Here is a 23017-nt window from a genome sequence, read left to right as displayed (position 1 = left end):
TAATTCAATTACAAACCGTATGAAAATTAAACTCTTGGCCCTCACCCTCCTCCTGGGTGGCGTTTCTTTGTTTGCGCAAGATTATTTTCCAAAAAATGATGGTGTAAAAACAGAGAACAATAATTACACGGCATTTACCAATGCCAAGATCTATGTAACCCCTACACAGGTTATCGAAAATGGAACCCTACTGATACAAAACGGTAAAGTGGTTCAGGTCGGTAAATCGGTCAGTATTCCGAAAAACACCGTGGTAGAAAACTTGAACGGGAAATCCATTTACCCTTCCTTTATCGATGTGTTCTCCGATTTTGGTGTGGAACTTCCGAAAAGAGCTGCTGGCGGCGGAAGATCGGCCCAGTACGAACCGGAACGTGAAGGTTTTTACTGGAACGACCATGTGATGCCCGAAAACAGTGCCATAAACAGTTTCAGTTACGACTCCAAAAAGGCAGACGAACTGCGCAAGGCCGGTTTTGGTACAGTAAATGCCCACATTCAGGATGGTATTGCCCGAGGCACAGGTCTTTTGGTCGCTTTAAACGATGAAGGTTCCGAAGCCCAACGGATCCTTTCCGACAAATCGGCGCAGTACTTCTCCTTTAGCAAAAGTATCGCCAAAAGACAATCCTACCCTGGTTCGCTAATGGGTGCCATGGCCCTGTTACGTCAAATGTACTACGATATGGACTGGTACAGCAAGGGCAATGTGGATACCAAGGACCGTTCTTTGGAAGCCTTGATCGCCAACAAAGGGCTTACCCAAATTTTTGCTGCTGGAGACAATGGCAATGTAGTGCGAGCTGATAAGGTTGGGGATATCTTTGGCATCCAATATGCCATTTTGGGTGGCGGGGACGAATATCAACGTATAGACGATATCAAGGCAACCAACGCCAAATTGATCTTACCGTTGAATTTCCCGGATGCTTATGATGTGTCCAATCCATACGAAGCAAATTACATTGCACTGAAAGATATGCGCCACTGGAATTTGGCGCCCTCCAATCCCAAGGTGTTGGCAGAAAACGGTATTGAGTTTTCCATCACACTGCACGATTTGAAATCTCCAAAGGATTTAAAGGAAAAATTGATGAAGGCCATCACTTATGGTCTTCCCAAAACCAAGGCTTTGGAAGCGTTGACCACGGTTCCTGCTGCCATTTTGGGTAAATCCAATGAAATTGGCTCCCTACAACCCGGAAGCTATGCCAACTTTTTGATCACCTCTGGTGGTATTTTTGACAAAGGCACCGTATTGTATGAAAACTGGGTGCAAGGCAGCAAGAACATTATCCAATCCATGGACTTGGTGGACATCCGCGGTGATTATAATTTGGCCGCTGGTGGCAGCACCTTTACCGTTACCGTTACCGGCGATATCGACAAACCCAAAGTCGAGGTCAAAAAAGGGGACGAGAAATTGGATGCCAAATTGGAGTACGCCTCCGATTGGTTGAACCTTTCCTTTACCGAAGATGGTGAAACTTCGTACCGCATGGTGGCACATGCCATGCCCGGTTCCGAGACCATTACCGGCAATATGGTACTTCCCACAGGAAATGAAGCTAAGGCAACCTTGACCAAAACCAAGGCATTTGAAGAAAAATCGGAGGATGACGAGACCATGTCCCCAGAATTGGTGGAGCTTACCTATCCCAATGTAGGGTATGGCTACAAAACCAAGCCCAAACAAGAAACCATTCTATTTAAAAATGCCACCGTGTGGACCGGTGAAAGCATATTGGAAAACACGGATGTTTTGGTGAAGAATGGAAAAATTTCCAAAGTGGGGAAAGACCTTCGGGCCAGTGGCGCAACGGTGGTTGATGCGACCGGCAAGCACCTTACTGCTGGCGTTATTGACGAACACTCCCACATCGCTGCTTTGGCCATCAACGAGGGCGGTCATAACTCTTCAGCAGAAGTCCGCATGAAGGATGTCATCGACCCGACCGATATGGACATTTACAGAAATTTGGCCGGTGGGGTGACCACAATCCAATTGCTGCATGGTTCTGCCAACCCGATCGGTGGACGCTCGGCCATTCTTCGTCTTAAATGGGGCGAAAATGCAGATGGGCTTATTTTTCCAAATTCGCCCAAGTTCATCAAGTTTGCCTTAGGTGAAAACGTAAAACAGTCCAACTGGGGCAGTAATTCCCGTTTCCCACAGACACGTATGGGCGTTGAGCAGGTGTACACCGATTACTTCCAACGCGCCAAGGAATATGATGCCAAAAAGAAAAGTGGCCAGCCGTACCGTTATGATGAAGAAATGGAGACCTTGGCCGAAATCTTGAATGGTGAGCGCTTTATCAGCTGCCACTCCTACGTACAAAGTGAGATCAACATGATGATGAAGGTGGCAGAGAAATTCAATTTCCGCGTAAATACCTTCACCCACATTTTGGAAGGTTACAAAGTCGCCGATAAAATGGCCGAACATGGCGTGGGAGGTTCCACCTTCAGCGATTGGTGGGCCTACAAATATGAGGTGAACGATGCCATTCCGTACAACGCTGCCATCATGGCCAGCCAAGGGGTAACCGTGGCCATCAACAGTGATGATGCCGAAATGTCCCGCAGATTGAACCAAGAAGCGGGTAAAACGGTTAAATATGGTGGTGTTTCCGAATTGGAAGCCTGGAAAATGGTGACCCTCAACCCTGCCAAATTGTTGCACTTGGACGACCGCGTAGGCAGCATAGAAGAAGGAAAGGATGCCGATTTGGTCCTTTGGTCCGACCATCCCCTTTCCGTGTATGCCAAGGCAGAAAAGACGTTAATTGAAGGTAAGGTCTATTTTGATCTGGAGAAAGACAAAATGCTACGTGAGTCAGTTAAGAAAGAACGAAATAAACTGATTGGCATGATGCTCAACGAGAAGAAAAAAGGAGGCAAGACCCGAACTCCTGTTCAGAACAAGAAAGAACGATTTGAATGTGAAACCGAATAAACCAGAAATCATGAAAAAGTATTTAATAGCAATAGCAATCATATTCGGGGCTACATTGAACGCACAGCAGACCCCTGCCCCACCGCAATCTGAGCAAGTGGCCATAATAGGTGCCACAGCCCACGTTGGCAATGGGGGAGTCATAGAAAATTGCACCATCATTTTTGTGGACGGCAAAATCACCGCCATCGGTGCCGATCTAATGGCGACCACCATTGGCACCATGATCGATGCCAAAGGCAAGCACGTTTACCCTGGCTTTATTGCCCCAGCCAAATCCCTAGGCTTGGTGGAAGTGGATGCCGTTAGGGCCAGTGATGACCAAGATGAAATCGGGGAAATGATTCCCCATGTACGCAGTATCATTGCCTACAATGCGGAGTCCAAAGTGGTGGAAAGTATGCGTCCGAACGGGGTATTGCTCGGTCAGGCAACGCCACAGGGAGGAACGATTTCAGGAACTTCCTCCATTGTTCAGTTCGATGCTTGGAACTGGGAAGATGCGGCGGTTAAAACCGACGATGGCATTCATATGAACTGGCCTTCCTTCTTTAGGAGAGGTAGATGGTGGCTGGGTGAAGCCAGAGGATTTGTACCCAATAAAGATTACGACGAACAAGTGGGTAAAATCAAAACCTTCTTCCAGAATTCCAGCGCCTATGGCAAAGCCACCGAAAAGGTAAAAAACCTGCCGTTTGCCGCTATGCAAGGACTATTCGATGGTTCCAAACGTTTGTACATCCATGCCGATGGCGAAAAGGAAATGACAGATGCGGTGATCATGGCCAAAAATGCCGGTGTAACGCATGTCGTGATCGTTGGAGGTTATCATGCCAATAAAATTGCGGATTTCCTTAAATCCAATAACGTAGCCGTTTTGGTGGGAAGGACGCATTCTTTGCCGCAATACGATGATGATGACTACGATTTCACCTATAAATTGCCCAAATTATTGGTCGATGCGGGATTGTTGGTCGGTCTGCAAAATGAGGATGCCGCCAATTTCCAGACGCGAAATATGGCCTTTTATGCCGGACAAACAGTGGCCCAAGGATTGGACAAGGAGACAGCCTTAAAACTTTTGACCAGCAATACGGCAAAAATATTGGGCATTGATGATCGATACGGCACCTTGGAGGTGGGTAAAAGTGCAACCCTTTTCATTTCGGAAGGAGATGCACTGGACATGCGTACCAATAAGATCAGTAAAGCATATATCGACGGAAGGGACGTTTCGCTGGAAACCCACCAAACGGAACTTTGGCACAGATATATGGGCAAATATGAAAGAGAGAAAGCGGGACAATAATCCCCATACAAAAAGCGGCGCTCCAAGGGGCGCCGCTTTTTATTTGAGCAAGAGTGTCAATTGACAAATTCAGCGTTTTCCGGTTTCTGATAAAAGTTATCAGGCATTGGCTTGCCCGACAATTTTGCTTTTTCAAAGGTTAAGGTATTTCGAGGCTCCATAATGGTTTTACCTTCATACTTGTGCCATGAAATGGATTTGGGCAATAGGATACCATTCACTTTCTGCCAATCGTGATAGCGAATCCAACGCACATTATCCGAAGTGGCCTCGCTTCCAAAGGTAACGGTATACCCCAACCAAGCCATTTGATGGGTTTCTGGGTCAAAATGGAGGAAATACTCATCGTTGGAAGAGGCACCTACGCCCGATTGAAATCCTATTTTCAACCCCGGATAGGCCTTGCCCTCATATGTTAAATCTTCTGTTTCACTATACACGATACCCTGATCGGACAACACAAAGGGCATGGCATAAAAGTAGAACATCAAATTATGGTAAAACATCACATTCCCTTTATAGGCTTTTTCCGTATCCAACAGCCAGGCACGGTTACCATCAAACCCCATGGTAAAGGCATCGGTATCGATTCGGTCCCTTCTGGACCAAAGGTCGACGGTATGCGTTTCAGGAGTGCCATTTCCGGGCAGTACAAAGGATAGGGTCCGTTGTTGTTTCCAATGGTTGAACCCACCGTGGGCGTCCAACACCTTGGTCAAGGATTCCGGAAAATTTGGTTCCGCCTTTTCCTCGGTTACGGGTTCTGGGTTTGAATTTTGAGATTTTTCAGGTGCCTTTTTACAGGCAAAAACGGCCAAAAGGGCCAGTAGCATGGTTGATTTTTTCATGGATTAAATTTTGTCAGTTGGTCGAAAACCACTTTGTCACATTACAAGAAACGCTATTTTTACCCTGTGATGGAACCCAAATTGATAAGCAGCGCCCAAAATCCTTTGGTTAAACAAATCCTGCTTTTAAAGGACAAATCCCGTGAGCGAAAAAAAACCGGGCGCTTTGTTGTGGAAGGACAAAAGGAACTGGAACTGGCCCTGTCGGGAGGCTACGTTCCCAAGCAATGCCTTTTTTGTCCGGAGGTGAATCCGTCCTTGAACGTTGCTTCCTTTCATTTTCCATCCGGCGTGGAGGTGGTACATATCACCCAACCCGTTTATGAAAAACTGGCGTACAGGGGTACTACAGAAGGCGTCCTGTGCATAATGGAAAGTAAACAGCATGGACTGGACAGCATCCAATTTAAGACCGATACACCTTTGGTTTTGGTAGCCGAAGCTCCCGAAAAACCGGGCAACATCGGCGCTTTGTTGCGTACCGCCGATGCCGCGGCAGTGGATGCCGTTTTAATAGCAAATCCCAAATCAGACCTATATAACCCAAACATTGTGCGATCTAGTGTGGGCTGTGTCTTTACGAACCAAATTGGCATGGGCACCACCGAAGAGATCATTCAATTTCTCAAATCGAACCAAATCAAAATTTACTGCGCTGCCCTATCTGCTTCCAAAAACTATGTGGAATGTGATTTTACAGGTGCTTCAGCAATTGTCATGGGTACGGAATCCACCGGATTGACGGAGGACTGGCTCCAAAATTCCGACCAAAACATCATTATTCCGATGCAAGGGAAAATAGATTCCATGAATGTTTCGGTATCCGCGGCAATACTTATATTTGAAGCAAGGCGGCAACGCGGGTTTTAAGCTATGGAAAAAAATCTACTGTTTTATGTCATTCTGGTCATCCTGATTGTCCAATATGTGGTCCATCAGATTCTGGAATATCTCAACGCCAGGCGTTTTAAATCGCAAGTTCCCACCGAGCTTTCCGATGTTTTTGACGATGCCGAATATCAAAAATCCCAAAAATACAAGCAGGCCAATTACCGGTTTGGGCTTTTCTCAGATGGTTTTTCCTTGGTTTTGACCCTTGGATTTTTAGTATTGGGCGGTTTTGAATGGGTGGACCAACTTACCCGTTCCATAACCGATAAAACCATACCCATGGCCTTGGTTTTCTTTGGCATCATAACCTTTGGAAGTGCCATTTTGGGTATGCCCTTCTCCTATTATCGCACTTTTGTGATCGAAGAGGCATACGGCTTCAACAAGACCACAAAAAGCCTCTTTTTTATCGATAAAATCAAAGGTGGAATCCTGGGCGCCCTTTTGGGTGGCGGTATCATGGCCCTGTTTATTCTCTTTTACGAATGGACCGGAACCAATTTTTGGCTCTATGCCTGGGGATTGGTGGGTGTGTTCATTCTCTTCATCAACCTTTTTTACAGTCGGTTGATCGTTCCCATTTTCAATAAGCAAACCCCACTAAAAGAGGGAAGCTTGAAGAACGCCATCGAAAATTATGCAAAGAATGTGGGCTTTGAGCTTAAGAACATCTTCGTGATCGACGGTTCCAAGCGCTCCACCAAGGCCAATGCTTATTTTTCCGGATTTGGGAAGCAGAAACGCATCACCCTCTTCGACACCTTGATCCATGACCTTGACGAAGAGGAAATTGTGGCCGTTTTGGCACACGAGGTTGGTCATTACAAAAGAAAGCATATCATTTTCAACTTGGTGCTTTCGTTGAGTTTGACAGGGTTGACCCTTTATATTCTTTCCCTGTTCATCAACCATCCGGAAATATCCAAAGCCATAGGCGTTTCCACACCCAGTTTTCATGCTGCCTTGGTTGGTTTTGCCTTGCTGTACAGCCCTATTTCGGAGATTACTGGGTTGGCCATGAACTATCTTTCCAGAAAGTTTGAGTTCCAAGCGGATGACTTTGCGAAAACTACCTTCGCGGCCATGCCCTTGGTCACCTCGCTGAAAAAATTGTCCAAGAACAGTTTGAGCAATCTAACCCCCCATCCGGCCTATGTTTTTGTGCATTACTCGCACCCGCCTTTGGTGGAACGCATCCGAAACCTTAAGGCATAGTTTTTGTTGTTTACCTAACAAGATTGTAGTAATTTTAAAATAGTATGACAGAGGCTGCTATCGAAAAAGAAAACAAGGAGATTGCCAAGCAGTACAAGGAATTGCTTCGCATCAGCTATCAAACTTTGACCGATGAGGACAAAAAGTTGATACGCTCTGCCTTTGATGTGGCCGTTGATGCCCACAAAGACCAGCGTCGCAAATCCGGGGAGGCTTATATTTTCCATCCGATTGCAGTGGCAAAAATCGTAGCCTCTGAAATTGGACTGGATGCCGTTTCCATTGCCTCTGCCCTGCTCCATGACGTGGTCGAGGATACGCCGTACACCTTGGACGATATCGAGCGAATGTTCGGGGAAACCGTGGCTCGAATCGTGGATGGCCTTACCAAAATCGCCCACCTAAAAAAGGACAAGGACATAAGTCAACAAGCGGAGAATTTCCGAAAAATGTTGTTGACGCTGCATGATGACGTTCGAGTGATCATCATCAAAATTGCGGATCGCTACCACAATATGCTCACCATGGATTCCATGCCCGAGCACAAGCAGGTCAAGATTGCATCAGAAACCCTCTATATCTATGCGCCAATGGCCCATAGGATCGGTTTGTACAATATCAAGACCCAATTGGAGGACTTGGCTTTAAAGTATACGGAACCGGAGGTGTACAATGATATCTTGGGCAAGATTGAGGATACCGAGGAGGAGAACTTGGCGTACATTGAGTCTTTTGCAGACGTAATTCGGAACTCCTTGGACAAGGAAGGCCTGAACTACTACATTAAAGGACGGATGAAATCCATCTTTTCCATTCGCCGGAAGATGAAACAACAAAACGTCTCCTTTGATGAGGTCTATGATAAATTTGCCATCCGTATCATCTATAAGTCCGATCGGAAAAATGAAAAATTCCTGGCTTGGAAAATCTATTCGATAGTTACGGATCACTTTACCCCCAACCCAATTCGTTTGCGTGATTGGATCACCTCACCTAAATCCACAGGTTATGAAGCCTTACATATTACCGTGATGGGGCCAAAAGGCAAATGGGTCGAGGTTCAGATTCGAAGTGAACGGATGCACGAAATTGCCGAAAAAGGGTATGCGGCCCACTTTAAATACAAGCATGGAGCACAAAAGGAACAAGGCATTGAAGAGTGGTTGAACAAACTCCAGGAAGCCTTGGAATCTGCCAATGGTAATGCCGTTGACTTTGTGGAAGAGTTCAAACTCAACCTTTATGCCAAGGAAATCTTTGTGTTCACCCCAAAAGGTGATCTAAAATCCATGCCCAAAGGCGCTACGGCCCTGGATTTTGCCTTCAACATCCATACGGAGATCGGTATGCGAACCAGAGGAGCCAAGGTAAATGGAAAATTGGTCCCCTTGGGCACCGTGCTCAAAAGTGGTGATCAGGTGGAGATCATTACTTCGGATAGTGCCAAACCTTCGCAGAGTTGGTTGGACTATGCCCAAACGGCAAGAGCAAGGGCAAAGATCAAATCCTCCTTGAGCGAGGAGAAAAAAGAGGTCGCTGCCGAGGGCAAGGAAATTTTGCGCCGAAAACTAAAAGCGCAAAAAATCAACCTGAATGAGGATACCGTCAACAAATTGGTGAACTATTTTAAATTGAAGACCAGTTTGGACCTGTTCTATCGGGTAGGCATCGGTGTGATCGACAATGAAAAGTTGAAGGATTTTTCATCCTCCTACCATAATGCCTTCATCAATTTCTTTAAAAACCGAATTCGAAAAACACCTGTTCCCAAAGATGTGGACAAGGATGAGATCACCGTAAAATACGACATGCTCGTCTTTGGTAAGGAAGAAGAACGGTTGAACTACAAACTTTCCCAATGCTGCAACCCAATTCCTGGTGACGATGTTTTTGGTTTTGTCAGTGTAAATGATGGCATTAAGGTCCATAAAAAAAACTGTCCCAATGCCATAGCACTGCAATCCAATTACGCCTATCGGATCATGAGTGCCAAATGGATCGATTCTTCCCAGGAAGAGTTTTCTGTGGATATTGAACTTACCGGTATCGACAACCTGGGATTGGTGAAGGAAATCACCAAGATCATATCGGACAACATGCACGTGAACATGCGTAATCTTAACTTTAGTGCGGACGGGGGCACTTTCAAGGGGAAAATAACACTGGTCGTAAAAAACAACAATATCCTTAAACGACTCATCGACAACCTAAAGCAAGTTGATGGTATCGACAAAGTGAACAGAATTTAATTTTTAACTGTACCTTTGCGTATTAGGATAGGTACGATACCATGGACAACAGCAAAAATCAAGAGATTGTAAAAAATGTGTTCACCGCTTTCCTCGAGGAAAAAGGACACAGAAAAACACCTGAACGGTACGCAATTTTACAAGAAATCTATGAAAGTGACGATCATTTTGATGTAGAGTCCCTTTATATCAAAATGAAAACGAAAAACTATCGGGTAAGTCGTGCAACCCTCTACAATACCATCGAACTGTTGTTGGAATGCAAATTGGTCAGAAAGCATCAATTTGGAAAAAACCAGGCACAGTACGAGAAATCCTATTTTGACCGTCAGCATGACCATGTCATTCTAACGGACACAGGGGAAGTGGTCGAATTCTGCGATCCCCGTATCCAATCCATAAAAAAGACAATCGAAGAGGTTTTTGATATCAAAATCACCAACCACTCACTCTATTTCTACGGAACACGAAACAAAAAAGAAGAAAACCTAACTGAATAACCCACTCATTTCATGGTAGATTTATTGCTTGGACTCCAATGGGGAGACGAAGGAAAAGGAAAAATTGTTGATGTACTGACCAAGGAATATGATATCATCGCCCGATTTCAAGGGGGGCCAAATGCTGGCCATACTTTGGAGTTTGATGGTATCAAGCACGTTTTACATACGATTCCATCCGGAATTTTCCATAAGAACGCCATCAATGTTGTGGGCAACGGGGTTGTCATCGATCCCGTTATCTTCAAAAAGGAATTGGACAACTTGGAGAAGTTCAACATCGATTTTGTCGCCAAACTTCTGATATCCCGAAAAGCACACCTTATTCTACCCACTCACCGTTTGTTGGATGCAGCATCAGAAGCATCCAAAGGCAAGGCAAAAATTGGTTCTACATTGAAGGGCATTGGCCCTACCTATATGGACAAGACCGGCCGTAACGGCATGCGTGTGGGAGACCTGGAATTTGATGATTGGAAGACCAAATATCGAGCTTTGGCGGACAAGCACGAGGCCATGATCGATTTTTATGATGTGGATATCCAATACAATCTGGAAGAATTGGAAGCCGAATTCTGCGAAGGGGTTGAAACCTTGAAAAAATTGACCTTTATCGATAGTGAGGAATTTATTTTCAAGGCCCAGGCCGAAGGAAAGAAAATCTTGGCCGAAGGTGCACAAGGCTCCCTTTTGGATATTGATTTCGGAACCTATCCATATGTAACCTCATCTAACACAACAGCTGCAGGAGCCTGCACCGGATTGGGTGTGGCCCCCAATAAAATTGAAAAGGTATTGGGCATCTTTAAAGCCTATACCACCCGAGTGGGCAGTGGACCTTTTCCAACAGAACTTTTTGATGAGGATGGGGCCACCATGGGCCGTGTCGGAAACGAGTTTGGAGCAACAACGGGAAGACCCAGACGTTGCGGTTGGTTGGATTTGGTCGCATTGAAATATGCCGTGCAGATCAACGGTGTAACCGAGCTGATGATGATGAAGGCCGATGTGCTCAGTGGCTTCAAAACCATAAAGGTTTGTACTGCCTACGAGTACAAGGGAGAACACATTCAACACTTGCCCTACAATATTGAAAGTGAATACGTTACTCCTATCTACACCGAAATGAAAGGTTGGGCCAAGGACCTGACCAAGTTGACCAAGGCCGAGGAGCTTCCACCTGCCCTAAACGACTATATTTCATTTTTGGAGGAGCAGTTGCAAGTGCCGATCAAAATTGTTTCCGTAGGTCCGGACAGGGTGCAAACAATCCACCGATAGCCTTCAATTTTTGGGCAATTTTCACTATCTTTTAGGGATAAAATCGTAAAGGAAAATCTTTTGTTTTGCGGAATACCCCGCTTTGTAAATTGTCCAAAATTAGTAAGATGAAATCTATTCTGACCCTCCTTTTTTTGGTCGGGACGTTCATGTCCTGTACCCAAGAACCCAACACTCTTTCCGTAATCTCCCCAAGCGGGAACAATGGTATCGACTTTCAATTGAACGATGACGGTGAAGCCTTTTACAGGGTGCTACACAACAACGGCACCGTTATAGACACTTCGTATATGAGTTTTGATTTCCAAAATCAAAAATCGTTGAAGGAGAACCTTACTATTTTGAACGCGACTACCCATAGCTTGAACGAAACCTGGGAAATGCCCTGGGGCGAGCAAAGGGAAGTTGTCAACCATTACAACGAGCTTGTGGTGGAATTGGAAGAAGCTACTGCACCCCATCGTAGGTTCAACATCTATTTTAGGGCCTATGACGATGGCATTGGTTTCCGCTACGAATTCCTTCCGCAACAAGGTATCGACAGCATCATCATTATGGATGAGAATACGGAATTCCAACTCACCGAAGACTATACAACTTGGTGGATACCCGGCGATTGGGACATTTACGAACATCTGTACAACACGTCCAAGTTGTCCGATTTGGATGCCATTTCCAAAAGAAACCACCAAGACCTCGCACAGACCAACATCCCTGAAAATGCCGTGAACACCCCAGTGACCATGCGTGGTGAAAATGGATTGCACCTCAGTTTTCACGAAGCCAATCTGACCGATTATGCCGGGATGACCTTAAAAGTGGACAATGAAACTTATCAATTAACGAGCGAATTGGTGGGATCGGACCGATTGGGATACAAAGTAAAACGGGCACTGCCTTTTAAAACTCCTTGGCGAACCGTTCAAATTGCGGACAAAGCCACCGAACTCATCGATTCCAAATTGATCGTAAACCTGAACGAACCGAACAAACTAGGTGATGTGAGTTGGTTCGAACCCAAAAAATATGTGGGTATTTGGTGGGAAATGCATATCGGTAAATCCACTTGGGACTACGCCGGTTCCCAAGACATGAATACGTTCATCGAAAAACTTAATCCCACAGGAAGACATGGCGCGACCACCGAAAATACCAAAAGATATATCGACTTTGCCGCCAAAAACAACATTAAAGGGGTGTTGGTGGAAGGTTGGAACACCGGTTGGGAACATTGGATCGGTTTCGAGGACCGCGAAGGGGTTTTCGATTTTGTGACCCCCTACCCCGATTACGATTTGGAAGGATTGACCCAATATGCCAAGGACAAGGGAGTGGAGATCATCATGCATAATGAGACTTCGGCTGCCCCACGCACGTACGAGCAACAGTTGGATACCGCCTACCAGTTGATGCACAAACTGGGTATCCATTCCGTTAAGACCGGCTATGTGGGCAAAATCATACCTAAAGGCGAATACCACCATGGCCAATGGATGGTGAACCACTACCGAAAAGTGGTGGAAATGGGCGCTAAATATCAAGTGGCTATCAATGCCCACGAACCTATCAAGGCCACTGGTCTCCGCAGGACCTATCCGAACGTGATCGCCAGGGAAGGACTTCGAGGTCAAGAATTCAACGCCTGGGCAACCGATGGCGGCAACCCTCCGGAGCATTTGCCCATCGTTGCCTTTACCCGAATGTTGGCGGGCCCCATCGATTTTACCCCCGGTGTTTTTGACATTGCGCTGCCCACCAAACCCGACAACCAGATCAATACGACCCTAGCCCAGCAATTGGCCCTCTACGTGGTTATTTACAGTCCCATACAAATGGCGTGCGACCTGCCAGAAAACTACGAAGGCCAACCTGCTTTCCAATTTATTCGGGATGTGGGCGTGGACTGGGACAAAACCGTTGTCTTAAACGGCGAAGTGGGCGATTTTGTCACCATTGCCCGAAATGAGAGGGAAACCGGAAACTGGTTTGTTGGCGGTATTACGGATGAAAACAGTCGGGAATTGACCATTGATTTCGATTTTTTGGATGAAGGAGTTTCGTATGAGGCAGTCATCTACAAGGATGCTGCCGATGCCCATTATAGGGACAATCCCACGGCCATTGCCATTGAAAGCTTGGATGTGGCAAAAGGTTCGACCTTGACCGTAGATTTGGCCGAAGGTGGTGGTTTTGCCATAAGTTTGCTGAAAAAATAGCGTGTTGGTGCACAATCGGAAGAGAATCCATTTGAGCTTAAGACAAGTTGGCGGTTAGGTATTGTGCATATCGAAATCCATAGCACCATAGAAGTAAATCCCAAACCTTTCTAAACGGTTTATGACACTTTGCCCAAAAACCCTACTTTTGGGCAAAATTTCATGCATTTGAAACAACTAGCGAGCATAGTTCTGTTCCTCTCCTGTGTTTTGTCATGGGCACAAGAACCACCGTCCAAAGGAGGGAGGCAGATCAATATTGTGTACGGAGCCAACTTTACGAAGGATGAGGCCCAATTTCCGGGTGCTTCCATTTTTAGCCGGGACGATGAACGACAAGTGCAATTTGAGCACCAGGGTGCCGACCTTTGGTGTGATATCGCCATATTTTATGCTGAAGAAAATAGGCTTAAGGCCATTGGCAACATCCGAATGCAACAAGGGGATTCCATTGAGATGAACAGCGGCAAAATGGATTATGATGGCAATTCCAAATTGGCCAAAGCATGGGAAAAGGTCGATTTGACCAACGGCCAAATGACCCTGACCACAGATACCCTTTATTTTGATCGTGAAAACCAAAAAGCCTACTACAATTCAGGGGGCAAGGTGGTGGATTCCGCCAATGTGCTCACCAGCAAGATTGGCACCTATTTTATGACACCCAAGAAATATCAGTTTCAAAGGCAGGTGCATATCGACAATCCCGATTACATTATCGATTCGGAACAACTTGATTACTACACCACATCCAAGAATGCCTATATGTACGGTCCTTCGACCATAACGGGGGAGGAATATAAAATATATTGTGAACGCGGTTTCTATGACACCAAGATCGAACAGGGATACGGCATCAAGAACACCCGAATCGATTACGACAACAAGATTATTGAAGGGGATAGCCTTTATTTTGACAAGGCTTCTGAATTCGCATCGGCCACCAACAACATCAAGATTACGGACACCATCAACAATGGGGTGATTCGGGCGCACTATGCGGAAGTGCACAAGGCCAAAGACTCGGTTTTTGCTACCAAAAGAGCAGTTTCCATCAGTTTGGTGGAGAAAGATTCCCTTTACATGCACGGAGACACCTTGATGGTGACCGGAAAGGCCGAATCCCGAATTTTAAGGGCGTTCCGAAATGCGAAGTTTTACAAAACCGATTTGAGCGGGAAATGTGATTCCATCCATTTTGATGAAACCACGGGCATTACCCAATTGATCAAAGATCCCATTATCTGGAATGTGGAGAACCAGATCACTGGCGATAGCATCCACCTTATTTCCGACATGGAAACCGAAAAATTGGATTCGTTGAAAGTGATTGAAAATGCATTCATCATCTCCTTGGACACTATTGGTGGAATTGGCTACAACCAAGCCAAGGGTATCAATTTGTATGGCAAATTCATTGAAAACGAACTAAAGATCATCGACTTGGTCAAGAACACGGAATTGGTCTACTACATTTACAACGATGACCAAGAATTGATCGGTGTCAATAAAAGTAAGTGCAGTAAAATTAGGCTGGAAATGGCCAATAACGATATTGAGGACATTACCTTCTTCGTGCAGCCCGATGGTGATATTTTTCCGCAGGACCAATGGAGCCAACAATCACAAAAGCTACAGGGGTTTATCTGGCGTGGTGATGAACGCATTATGTCCAAGGATGAAATATTCGATGAAGACGACAATAATATCCAATTGGTCAAGATTCGGGGCATCGATAATCCCATAGATATTGATGCCGAGGAGAATGAACGACAGAACAACGAGAACGATCCTCTGAACAAAGTGGTAGCCCAACCCAATACCAAGGCCACCAAACCTAAAAAACCAGTGCTTACCAAGAAAGAGCAAAACCCATAAATGGCAACGGACGATTTTTTCAAATATCAGGCCCAAACGACTCCACATCCCTTGGGGTTGGAGATTTCGCACGCGAAAGGCAGTTATATTTTCGATGCCAACGGCAAAGCCCATTTGGATTTTGTAGCTGGGGTTTCTGCCTGTGGCTTGGGACATTGTCACCCAAGAGTCGCCAAGGCCATAAAAGACCAAGTGGACCGCTATATGCACGTTATGGTGTACGGGGAATACATTCAGTCACCCGCAGTGGAATTCACCAAACTATTGGCCGCACAATTGCCCGAAAATTTGGAGACCACCTATTTGGTCAACTCGGGTACGGAAGCCATGGAAGGGGCACTGAAATTGGCGAGACGCTTTACGGGACGTTCCGAGCTCATTGCGGCCAACCATGCCTATCACGGCAATACCACTGGCAGTTTGAGCCTTATGGGCTACGAGGAGCGCAAAAGTGCTTTTAGGCCCTTGATGCCCGATATCCGATTCATCAATTTCAATGATGAGGGCGATTTGCAAAGAATTACAGAAAAAACGGCGGCTGTGGTGTTGGAAACCATTCAGGGCGGCGCAGGCTTCATTCTTCCAAAGGAAGGCTATTTGGAACAAGTCCGAAAACGTTGTGATGAAGTTGGAGCCCTCTTAATTTTGGATGAAATCCAGCCTGGATTTGGCCGCACTGGTAAATTGTTCGCTTTTGAGCATTTCAACTGTGTGCCGGACATATTGGTGATCGGAAAAGGCATGGCATCCGGTTTGCCAGTTGGTGCATTTGCAGCCTCCCATCAAATGATGGCCACCTTGCAGGACAATCCCAAATTGGGACACATTACCACTTTTGGAGGAAATCCGGTGATAGCGGCCGCCAGCTTGGCCACTTTGAACGAACTATTGGAAACCACGTTGATACCCGATACCCTGGAGAAAGAAAAATTGTTCCGAAGATTGTTGGTACACCCATTGATCAAGGAAGTCCGAGGCAAGGGACTTATGCTTGCCCTGATATTGAAAACCAAGGATATAGCAGATTACCTGATCTTGGAAGCCGCCAAAAACGGACTGATTCTATTTTGGCTATTGTTCGAGACTCGGGCCGCCCGAATTTCACCACCGCTGACCATTTCGATGAAAGAAATTGAAGCCGGTTGCGACCAAATCATTACCATTTTAAACAGTTACCGACCCAGTACTGTTAACTAATTTGTTGATAACATACCCCATTTTTGGACTTAAACCGAAAGGCAAAGGGTTAATTTTAAGTCCATAGTTAAACCAAAAACGTTCCTATGGCGTTAGATTCTAACGAATATCCTGATAAATCCATAAGCAAATTTGAGTCCATGCTCAAGACGGATGACGTCTATTTCTTTGATGCGGAGGACTTTGAGGAAATCATCCACCATTACTTGAACAATGGTAAGATGTCCTTAGGAAAAAAAGCCATTCAAATTGGTCTGGAACAGCACCCCAACTCCCTGGAATTAAAATTATTACAGGTTGAAGTATTGGCTTTTGAGGACAAATTTGAGGCTGCAGAAAGGCTTTTGGACGAAATACAGAACATCGATGCCCACAATGAGGAGATTTACATCCAACGGGCCAACATACGATCCAAACAAGACAACCATCAAGAGGCGGTAAATCTGCTTACCGAAGCCCTTCATTTGACCGATGACAATTTTGATATCCATTCCCTGTTGGGTATGGAATACCTGTTCATGGACGACTACGAAAAGGCCAAGCGCAGTTTCATGAAATGTGTGGAAATGGATGACAGTGATTACTCCTCCCTTTACAATGTCATCTATTGCTTCGAGTTTTTGGAGGATTTTGATGGAGGCGTCCATTACCTCAACGATTATTTGGAACGGAACCCTTATTGCGAAGTCGCTTGGCACCAATTGGGAAAAATGTATTACGCCATGGATATGTTCCCAGAAGCTCTGACAGCCTTTGATTTTGCGGTGATTTCAGATGATACGTTCATTGGCGCCTATTTTGAAAAGGGCAAAGTATTGGAAAAACTGGGGCGTTACAATGAGGCCATCGAAAATTATGAATCCACCATTTCCATAGAAGACCCTACTTCCCACGCCTTCTTACGATTGGGCAAATGCCATGAAAAATTGGGCAATTACGAAATGGCAAAATACTATTTTTACCACACCGTACACGAGGATCCCTTATTGGACAAAGGTTGGTTGGCCATTACCGATTTTCATTATCGACAAAAAAACTATGAAAAAGCCCTTTACTACATCAATAAGGCCATAAACATTGATGGGGAAAATCCACTGTACTGGAAAAAAGCCGCCAAAATTTATTTTGCACTGGAGAATTTTGATGAGGCGGACTTTGCCTACAAACAAGCTGTAGATTTGGGCAACTATGAATTGGAAACCTGGAAAAACTGGGCCGATGTGCTCAAACGCATCGGGGATTTCAATTCCTGTATCCAAGTGTTGATCCAAGGCATTGAATTTTATCCACAAAGTGCTGTCTTGAACTACAAATTGGCTGGGATTTACCTCAAAAACAGGGAATTGGAAGAAGCCAAAAAGGTATTTGGGGAAACACTTCAAAAAAACAGTTCAAAACTGCAGTTGTTTGAAAAGGAATTTCCAGAGTTCGCAGAGGTTAAGTGGATAAAGGACATGATTTCCAAAATCAAGAAAACAGCAAAGTAATCTTAACACCTTAGCCCAAATCCATGAAAGAGCGCCGCATATTGGACTACATTTTTATTACCCTAAAGGGAATGGCCATGGGAGCCGCCGATGTGGTTCCAGGAGTTTCCGGGGGCACCATAGCCTTTATCTCGGGCATCTATGAAGAATTGATCACCTCCATCAACAACATCAATTTGTCCCTGATTGGAATTTTCAAAAAAGATGGGATAAAAGCGGTCTGGAACAAAATCAATGGTAATTTTCTCGTATCCCTATTTATTGGCATTTTTATCAGTGTACTATCACTTGCCAAATTTTTGAGCTGGCTATTGGAGAATGAACCTGTTTTGCTCTGGTCTTTTTTCTTTGGTTTGGTGGTCGCCAGCATCTTTTTTGTGGGCAAGGAAATCAAACAATGGAACCTGGGCAAAATCACCATACTTGTTCTGGGTGCCGCTTTGGCCTATTTCATCACCGAGCTGCCGGTAAGTGAAAATACCGATAGCCTACCCTATCTCTTCATGTCGGGAGCATTGGCCATTTGTGCCATGATCTTGCCCGGCATCTCCGGGGCCTTCATTTTGGTACTGTTGGGATCGTACAAAACCATTTTGGATGCCGTGCATGAGCGGGATTTGAAAATCGTTATCACAGTGGCACTTGGCGCTATATTTGGACTTTTAAGTTTTGCCCGATTGCTCAAATGGATGTTCAGCCATTATAAAAACACCACACTGGCCCTGCTCACCGGTTTTATTTTAGGCTCCCTTAATAAGATTTGGCCTTGGAAAAAGGTATTGGAAACCCAAACCTTTGGGGACAAGACCGTGGTTGTGGCCGATAAAAATGTACTGCCGTGGGCTTTTGAAGGTGATAATCAGTTAATGCTGGCAATTATCCTAGCCATCATTGGTTTTTCCCTTATTTTTATCCTGGAAAAAGCAGCCACCAAAAAATAAGAACAACCCAAACCGGTCCATGGCACAAACTAGAACATTTCTGGACAATTTCTTTTTGGTCGTAAAAGGGCTGTGCATGGGTGCTGCAAACAAGGTGCCCGGGGTTTCTGGGGGTATTGTGGCCTTTGTGGCGGGTTTTTATGAAGAGTTCATCTATTCCCTTCAAAAATTGAATGCGAAGGCACTGAAACTGCTTTTCAATGGTAGGTTCAAAAGTTTTTACCAATATACCAATGCCCAATTTTTGGGCCTTTTGATCTTTGGGATGCTGGTGAGCTATTTCAGTGTTTCCCGAATCTTGGATTATTTTTTGGACCACAACGAAACCTATGTTTGGGCCACTTTTTTTGGCATGGTCATTGGCTCCATTTACCATATCGGCAAGGATTTTAGACCGTGGAACCGTAAGACCATACCTGCTGGCCTCATCGGTTTGATCATTGGGGTTTCCATCAGTTTTTTAAGCCCGGCCAGGGAAAACGACAATCTTGTTTTCATTTTCTTTTGTGGCATTATCAGTGTTTCAGGCATGACCCTCCCCGGCCTATCCGGTTCTTTTATTTTGATCCTATTGGGGAATTACGTCCTGCTTCTGGTTGATTCGGTAAATGCCCTGTACGATACATTCTCCGAAATTTTTTCGGGTGACTTTGGCTTTGTCAACAATACCGAACGCATGGAAGTCTTGAAGATTTTGGCCGTTTTCACCTTAGGTTCCGCTACGGGATTGGTCACCTTTTCCCATTTGTTGACCTACGTACTCAAACATTACAAGGCCACCACCACTGCAGTTATTTTGGGGTTTATCACAGGCTCTTTGGGCGTGCTTTGGCCTTGGAAACGGACCATGTTCAAGTTGGACGAGTTCGGCAACGCCCTTTTGGATTCCAATGGCGACAAGATCATTCGCAATTACCAAAGATACCTTCCCGATGTATCGAACGGGGAAACCCTGTGGGCCATTGTTTTTATTGTACTGGGGATTTTGGTATTATTGATTTTGGATTGGTATGGAGACAACAGAAAAGATAAAAAACAGGTTCGGGCTAATCGGTAAGAATATTTCCTATTCTTTTTCACAAGGCTTCTTCACGGAAAAATTCAAGGCGTTGGGTCTTACGGACCACAGCTATGAAAATTTTGATATCCAAAGCATTGAAGAGGTTACCCAGGTTTTTGCACAGCCCCATATCAAAGGGTTGAACGTGACCATACCCTACAAGGAACAGATCATCCCCTATTTGGATGAATTGGACCCCATGGCGGAAAAAATAGGAGCGGTCAACACCATCAAAATCACCAACAATGGATTGAAGGGATTCAACACAGATGCCCACGGCTTTCAAAAATCACTGGAGCCCTTTTTGCGACCACACCATACCAAAGCCTTGATTCTTGGTACCGGAGGCGCCTCCAAGGCTGTTCGTTTTGTTTTGGAGGAAATGGGAATCGCAACTACCTATGTCTCCCGAAATCAAAAAAAAGGACAGTTCACCTATGCAGACCTAGATCAAAATATCCTTGCGGAGCATACCCTGATCATCAATTGTACGCCTTTGGGTACTACCCCAAATATCGCCGCCAAACCTGATATTCCGTATCAATTTATCACCCAGAACCATCTCTTGTACGACCTCATATACAATCCTGCTAAGACCACCTTTCTGGCCCTGGGCGAAAAACAAGGGGCTTCCATCTACAACGGACATCAAATGTTGGTTCTTCAAGCAGAGAAGGCATGGGAAATATGGACCATGCCCTGAAAACAGGTATCGATATAACAAAATCCACTATTCATACATCCCTGCGCCGGCCCTAAAGAAGAATGGGTACTTTTGCTGTTAGACGATTTAAATTTGTTAAATTGGCTATAGAATATCATCAATCAACAGGAAAAGAGACTACTAATGCAGGAAAATGATCGTAAACTTCAGCAAGCTGAAGGTGGAACAGAGCAAAATTTGGAATCTAAGAATGCACCCCTGGAGGAGAACCCCAAATCCGAGCCGGAGGTAAAGGAGGAACATGTTGCTGAAAAAACAGAAAAATTAGATACCGAAGAAACCACTACCCAATCCGAATCCAATCCCGAAAACAGCGAAACAAAACAAAAAGAGGAGTCGTCCGATGACCCCATAGATGAAATCGACGAATCCAACGCCGAAGACGCAGAGGATACCGAGAATGAAAAGCGGCATTATATCCCCATGTTGGATTACCACTCCATGCCCATGGAAAACTTGGTGGGTGAACTCCAACGTTTGGTAAAAAATGAAAAGGTTCAGGCCATTGGCCGACATGTCAGTGCCATCAAATATGAGTTCGATCAAAAGTTCCAGGAGTTTATAGAGCACAAGAAGGAAGAGTTTGTGGAAAAAGGTGGAAATGAAATCGATTTTCGCTACAACTCCGTGGCCAAAAGACAGTTCAACGAAGTTTATTCGGAATATAGGGAGAAACGCGACCAGTACTACAAACAGCTGGAGCAGAACCTGAAAACCAATCTTCAAAATCGATTGGCGATCATTGAAGAGTTGAAGGGACTCATCGATGTTGAAGAAGACATCAATACCACCTATAACAATTTCAAGGATCTTCAGGAACGATGGAAAAATGCAGGCCCCATACCCCGGGCCAATTATAACGATGTGTGGCGCACCTACCACCATCACATGGAAATTTTCTATGATTTCCTACACTTGAACCGGGAGCTTCGTGACCTGGATTTTAAACACAATCTGGAGGAAAAACAAAAATTGGCGGAACGGGCAGAAGCTTTGGCCGATGAACCCGATTTAGGAAAAGCGTTCCGGGAACTACAGACCTTGCACAAAATCTGGAAAGAAGACATTGGCCCCGTTGCCAAAGAACACCGAGAGGAAATATGGGAACGGTTCAGCAATGCCACCAAGGCCATGCACCAACGCAGACAGGAACATTTCCAAGAGCTTGAAAAGGGTTACGAGAAAAACTTGGAGAAGAAACAAGAAATCATTGCTTCCATAGCCAAGATTGCGGACCATGTGGCCAACAACCACAGGGCCATACAGCAACAAATCAAGGAAGTTGAGGTGCTTCGGGATTCTTTTTTCAAGGCAGGGAAGGTCCCGCAAAAGGTGAATGAAGAAACTTGGAGCAGTTTCAAGGAAGCTGTCCGAAAGTTCAACCGAAACAAAAACGCCTTTTACAAAAACCAAAAGCGGGATCAACAAACCAATTTGGATAAGAAAAGGGCCCTTCTGGATTTGGCCATCTCCCTAAAAGATAGCGAAGACTGGGATACTGCTACACCGGAAATGAAACGTATCCAAAGTGAATGGAAAAAGATAGGCCATGTGCCCAGAAAATATTCTGATAAGATTTGGAATGAGTTCAAAGAAGCCTGTAACCACTATTTTGATCGTTTGCACGCAGGCAAGAACGAGGCCCACAAGGAAGAATATGAAAATTTTGAACAAAAGAATGCCTGTCTAGACCGCTTAAAGGATTTTCAACTGAGCGGCGACAAAAAGAAGGACTTGGAAGACATCAAGGCCTTTTTGGCGGAATGGAAAAAATATGGCCGTATCCCGTACAATAAAAAACACATCAATGGCAAATTCAACAAGATCATTGATGCACTGTTGAAAAAATTAGGGGTGAGCAAACAGGAATCCGAATTGCTCAAATACGGAAATAAGGTACAGGAACTGGCCAAAACGGAAGATGAGGTGGCCATTGGCAACGAACGGCTTTTCATCCGACGCAAAATCGATGAGAGCAAATCCGAGATACGGCAGTTGGAAAACAACCTTCAGTTCTTCTCTGATGATTCCGAGGACAACCCATTGGTGAAAGAGGTCATCAATAACATCAACAAACAAAAAGAGTCCCTTCAAACTTGGAAGGAAAAGTTGAAAAAACTGAATATCCTTGAACACAAACTGAACAAGGAAGCAGAAGAGGAAAACGACGAAGACAGCACAGAAGAAGAATAGTCCTTGATTTCAACATAGGTTTCTATACACCACCTGTTTAAATTTTAAAGGTCAGGATTGGGAAACGTT

General features: G+C 45.0%; 16 protein-coding genes. 15 read left to right on the top strand and 1 reads right to left on the bottom strand.

Going from position 1 to position 23017, the window contains the following annotated elements:
* Positions 1 to 19: 19 nt before the first annotated feature.
* Positions 20 to 2959 carry an amidohydrolase family protein gene (locus EO131_RS16510; RefSeq protein ID WP_127024859.1) on the top strand — a complete coding sequence of 980 codons (2940 nt, stop codon included), beginning with the start codon at positions 20 to 22 and terminating at the stop codon, positions 2957 to 2959.
* Between the two features lie 10 nt (positions 2960 to 2969).
* Complete coding sequence (locus tag EO131_RS16505) at positions 2970 to 4268, top strand: amidohydrolase family protein (RefSeq protein WP_127024856.1); 1299 nt, start codon at positions 2970 to 2972, stop codon at positions 4266 to 4268.
* 56 nt (positions 4269 to 4324) lie between these two features.
* On the opposite strand, the gene EO131_RS16500 is transcribed toward EO131_RS16505, so the two are convergent.
* Positions 4325 to 5116 (bottom strand): DUF6503 family protein, encoded by a 792-nt coding sequence (locus EO131_RS16500; RefSeq protein ID WP_127024853.1) that lies wholly within the window; start codon positions 5114 to 5116, stop codon positions 4325 to 4327.
* Positions 5117 to 5185: 69 nt separating this feature from the next.
* Here EO131_RS16500 and EO131_RS16495 point away from each other — a divergent pair, with 69 nt between their 5' ends.
* The 13 genes from EO131_RS16495 (at position 5186) to EO131_RS16435 (ending at position 22948) form a co-directional block, all read left to right on the top strand.
* Entirely contained in the window at positions 5186 to 5986 is an 801-nt protein-coding gene (locus EO131_RS16495; RefSeq protein WP_127024850.1) for a TrmH family RNA methyltransferase, read from the top strand.
* 3 nt (positions 5987 to 5989) lie between these two features.
* Positions 5990 to 7222, top strand: a complete 1233-nt coding sequence (locus EO131_RS16490) for a M48 family metallopeptidase (protein ID WP_127024847.1) — start codon at positions 5990 to 5992, stop codon at positions 7220 to 7222.
* Between the two features lie 44 nt (positions 7223 to 7266).
* Positions 7267 to 9471, top strand: coding sequence for a RelA/SpoT family protein (locus EO131_RS16485; RefSeq protein WP_127024844.1), 2205 nt, complete (start codon positions 7267 to 7269; stop codon positions 9469 to 9471).
* Between the two features lie 41 nt (positions 9472 to 9512).
* Positions 9513 to 9971, top strand: a complete 459-nt coding sequence (locus EO131_RS16480; RefSeq protein ID WP_127024841.1) for a Fur family transcriptional regulator — start codon at positions 9513 to 9515, stop codon at positions 9969 to 9971.
* 12 nt (positions 9972 to 9983) lie between these two features.
* Complete coding sequence (locus EO131_RS16475; RefSeq protein ID WP_127024838.1) at positions 9984 to 11252, top strand: adenylosuccinate synthase; 1269 nt, start codon at positions 9984 to 9986, stop codon at positions 11250 to 11252.
* A gap of 107 nt (positions 11253 to 11359) precedes the next feature.
* Positions 11360 to 13468: a glycoside hydrolase family 97 protein gene (locus EO131_RS16470; protein WP_127024835.1), complete on the top strand. Its 2109-nt coding sequence runs from the start codon at positions 11360 to 11362 to the stop codon at positions 13466 to 13468.
* A gap of 162 nt (positions 13469 to 13630) precedes the next feature.
* Complete coding sequence (locus tag EO131_RS16465; protein ID WP_127024833.1) at positions 13631 to 15346, top strand: OstA-like protein; 1716 nt, start codon at positions 13631 to 13633, stop codon at positions 15344 to 15346.
* Positions 15347 to 16543, top strand: a complete 1197-nt coding sequence (locus EO131_RS16460; RefSeq protein WP_127024830.1) for an aspartate aminotransferase family protein — start codon at positions 15347 to 15349, stop codon at positions 16541 to 16543. It begins immediately after the preceding gene.
* Between the two features lie 86 nt (positions 16544 to 16629).
* Entirely contained in the window at positions 16630 to 18030 is a 1401-nt protein-coding gene (locus EO131_RS16455) for a tetratricopeptide repeat protein (protein WP_127024827.1), read from the top strand.
* A gap of 23 nt (positions 18031 to 18053) precedes the next feature.
* Complete coding sequence (locus EO131_RS16450) at positions 18054 to 18971, top strand: polyprenyl-phosphate transporter (protein WP_127024824.1); 918 nt, start codon at positions 18054 to 18056, stop codon at positions 18969 to 18971.
* Between the two features lie 19 nt (positions 18972 to 18990).
* The gene (locus EO131_RS16445) at positions 18991 to 20028 is read left to right on the top strand and encodes a DUF368 domain-containing protein (protein WP_127024821.1); all 1038 of its coding nucleotides are present in this window, start codon (positions 18991 to 18993) and stop codon (positions 20026 to 20028) included.
* A complete protein-coding gene (locus EO131_RS16440) occupies positions 19982 to 20734 on the top strand; it encodes a shikimate dehydrogenase family protein (RefSeq protein ID WP_127024818.1) in 753 nt (250 codons plus the stop codon). Before EO131_RS16445 ends, EO131_RS16440 begins: the two co-directional genes overlap by 47 nt.
* Before the next feature lie 144 nt (positions 20735 to 20878).
* Positions 20879 to 22948 carry a DUF349 domain-containing protein gene (locus EO131_RS16435; RefSeq protein WP_127024816.1) on the top strand — a complete coding sequence of 690 codons (2070 nt, stop codon included), beginning with the start codon at positions 20879 to 20881 and terminating at the stop codon, positions 22946 to 22948.
* Positions 22949 to 23017: the final 69 nt, after the last annotated feature.

This window comes from Flagellimonas beolgyonensis, from assembly GCF_003992615.1.
Taxonomy (GTDB): domain Bacteria; phylum Bacteroidota; class Bacteroidia; order Flavobacteriales; family Flavobacteriaceae; genus Flagellimonas; species Flagellimonas beolgyonensis.
Note: the sequence above shows the minus strand (reverse complement) of the source record. Positions and strands in the feature narration are given on the sequence as shown.

Excerpts from the sequence above, each read along its gene's own strand:
- EO131_RS16510 (WP_127024859.1), top strand. The coding sequence starts at position 20 with ATGAAAATTAAACTCTTGGCCCTCACCCTCCTCCTGGGTGGCGTTTCT.
- EO131_RS16505 (WP_127024856.1), top strand. The coding sequence starts at position 2,970 with ATGAAAAAGTATTTAATAGCAATAGCAATCATATTCGGGGCTACATTG.
- EO131_RS16500 (WP_127024853.1), bottom strand. The coding sequence starts at position 5,116 with ATGAAAAAATCAACCATGCTACTGGCCCTTTTGGCCGTTTTTGCCTGT.
- EO131_RS16495 (WP_127024850.1), top strand. The coding sequence starts at position 5,186 with ATGGAACCCAAATTGATAAGCAGCGCCCAAAATCCTTTGGTTAAACAA.
- EO131_RS16490 (WP_127024847.1), top strand. The coding sequence starts at position 5,990 with ATGGAAAAAAATCTACTGTTTTATGTCATTCTGGTCATCCTGATTGTC.
- EO131_RS16485 (WP_127024844.1), top strand. The coding sequence starts at position 7,267 with ATGACAGAGGCTGCTATCGAAAAAGAAAACAAGGAGATTGCCAAGCAG.
- EO131_RS16480 (WP_127024841.1), top strand. The coding sequence starts at position 9,513 with ATGGACAACAGCAAAAATCAAGAGATTGTAAAAAATGTGTTCACCGCT.
- EO131_RS16475 (WP_127024838.1), top strand. The coding sequence starts at position 9,984 with ATGGTAGATTTATTGCTTGGACTCCAATGGGGAGACGAAGGAAAAGGA.
- EO131_RS16470 (WP_127024835.1), top strand. The coding sequence starts at position 11,360 with ATGAAATCTATTCTGACCCTCCTTTTTTTGGTCGGGACGTTCATGTCC.
- EO131_RS16465 (WP_127024833.1), top strand. The coding sequence starts at position 13,631 with ATGCATTTGAAACAACTAGCGAGCATAGTTCTGTTCCTCTCCTGTGTT.
- EO131_RS16460 (WP_127024830.1), top strand. The coding sequence starts at position 15,347 with ATGGCAACGGACGATTTTTTCAAATATCAGGCCCAAACGACTCCACAT.
- EO131_RS16455 (WP_127024827.1), top strand. The coding sequence starts at position 16,630 with ATGGCGTTAGATTCTAACGAATATCCTGATAAATCCATAAGCAAATTT.
- EO131_RS16450 (WP_127024824.1), top strand. The coding sequence starts at position 18,054 with ATGAAAGAGCGCCGCATATTGGACTACATTTTTATTACCCTAAAGGGA.
- EO131_RS16445 (WP_127024821.1), top strand. The coding sequence starts at position 18,991 with ATGGCACAAACTAGAACATTTCTGGACAATTTCTTTTTGGTCGTAAAA.
- EO131_RS16440 (WP_127024818.1), top strand. The coding sequence starts at position 19,982 with ATGGAGACAACAGAAAAGATAAAAAACAGGTTCGGGCTAATCGGTAAG.
- EO131_RS16435 (WP_127024816.1), top strand. The coding sequence starts at position 20,879 with ATGCAGGAAAATGATCGTAAACTTCAGCAAGCTGAAGGTGGAACAGAG.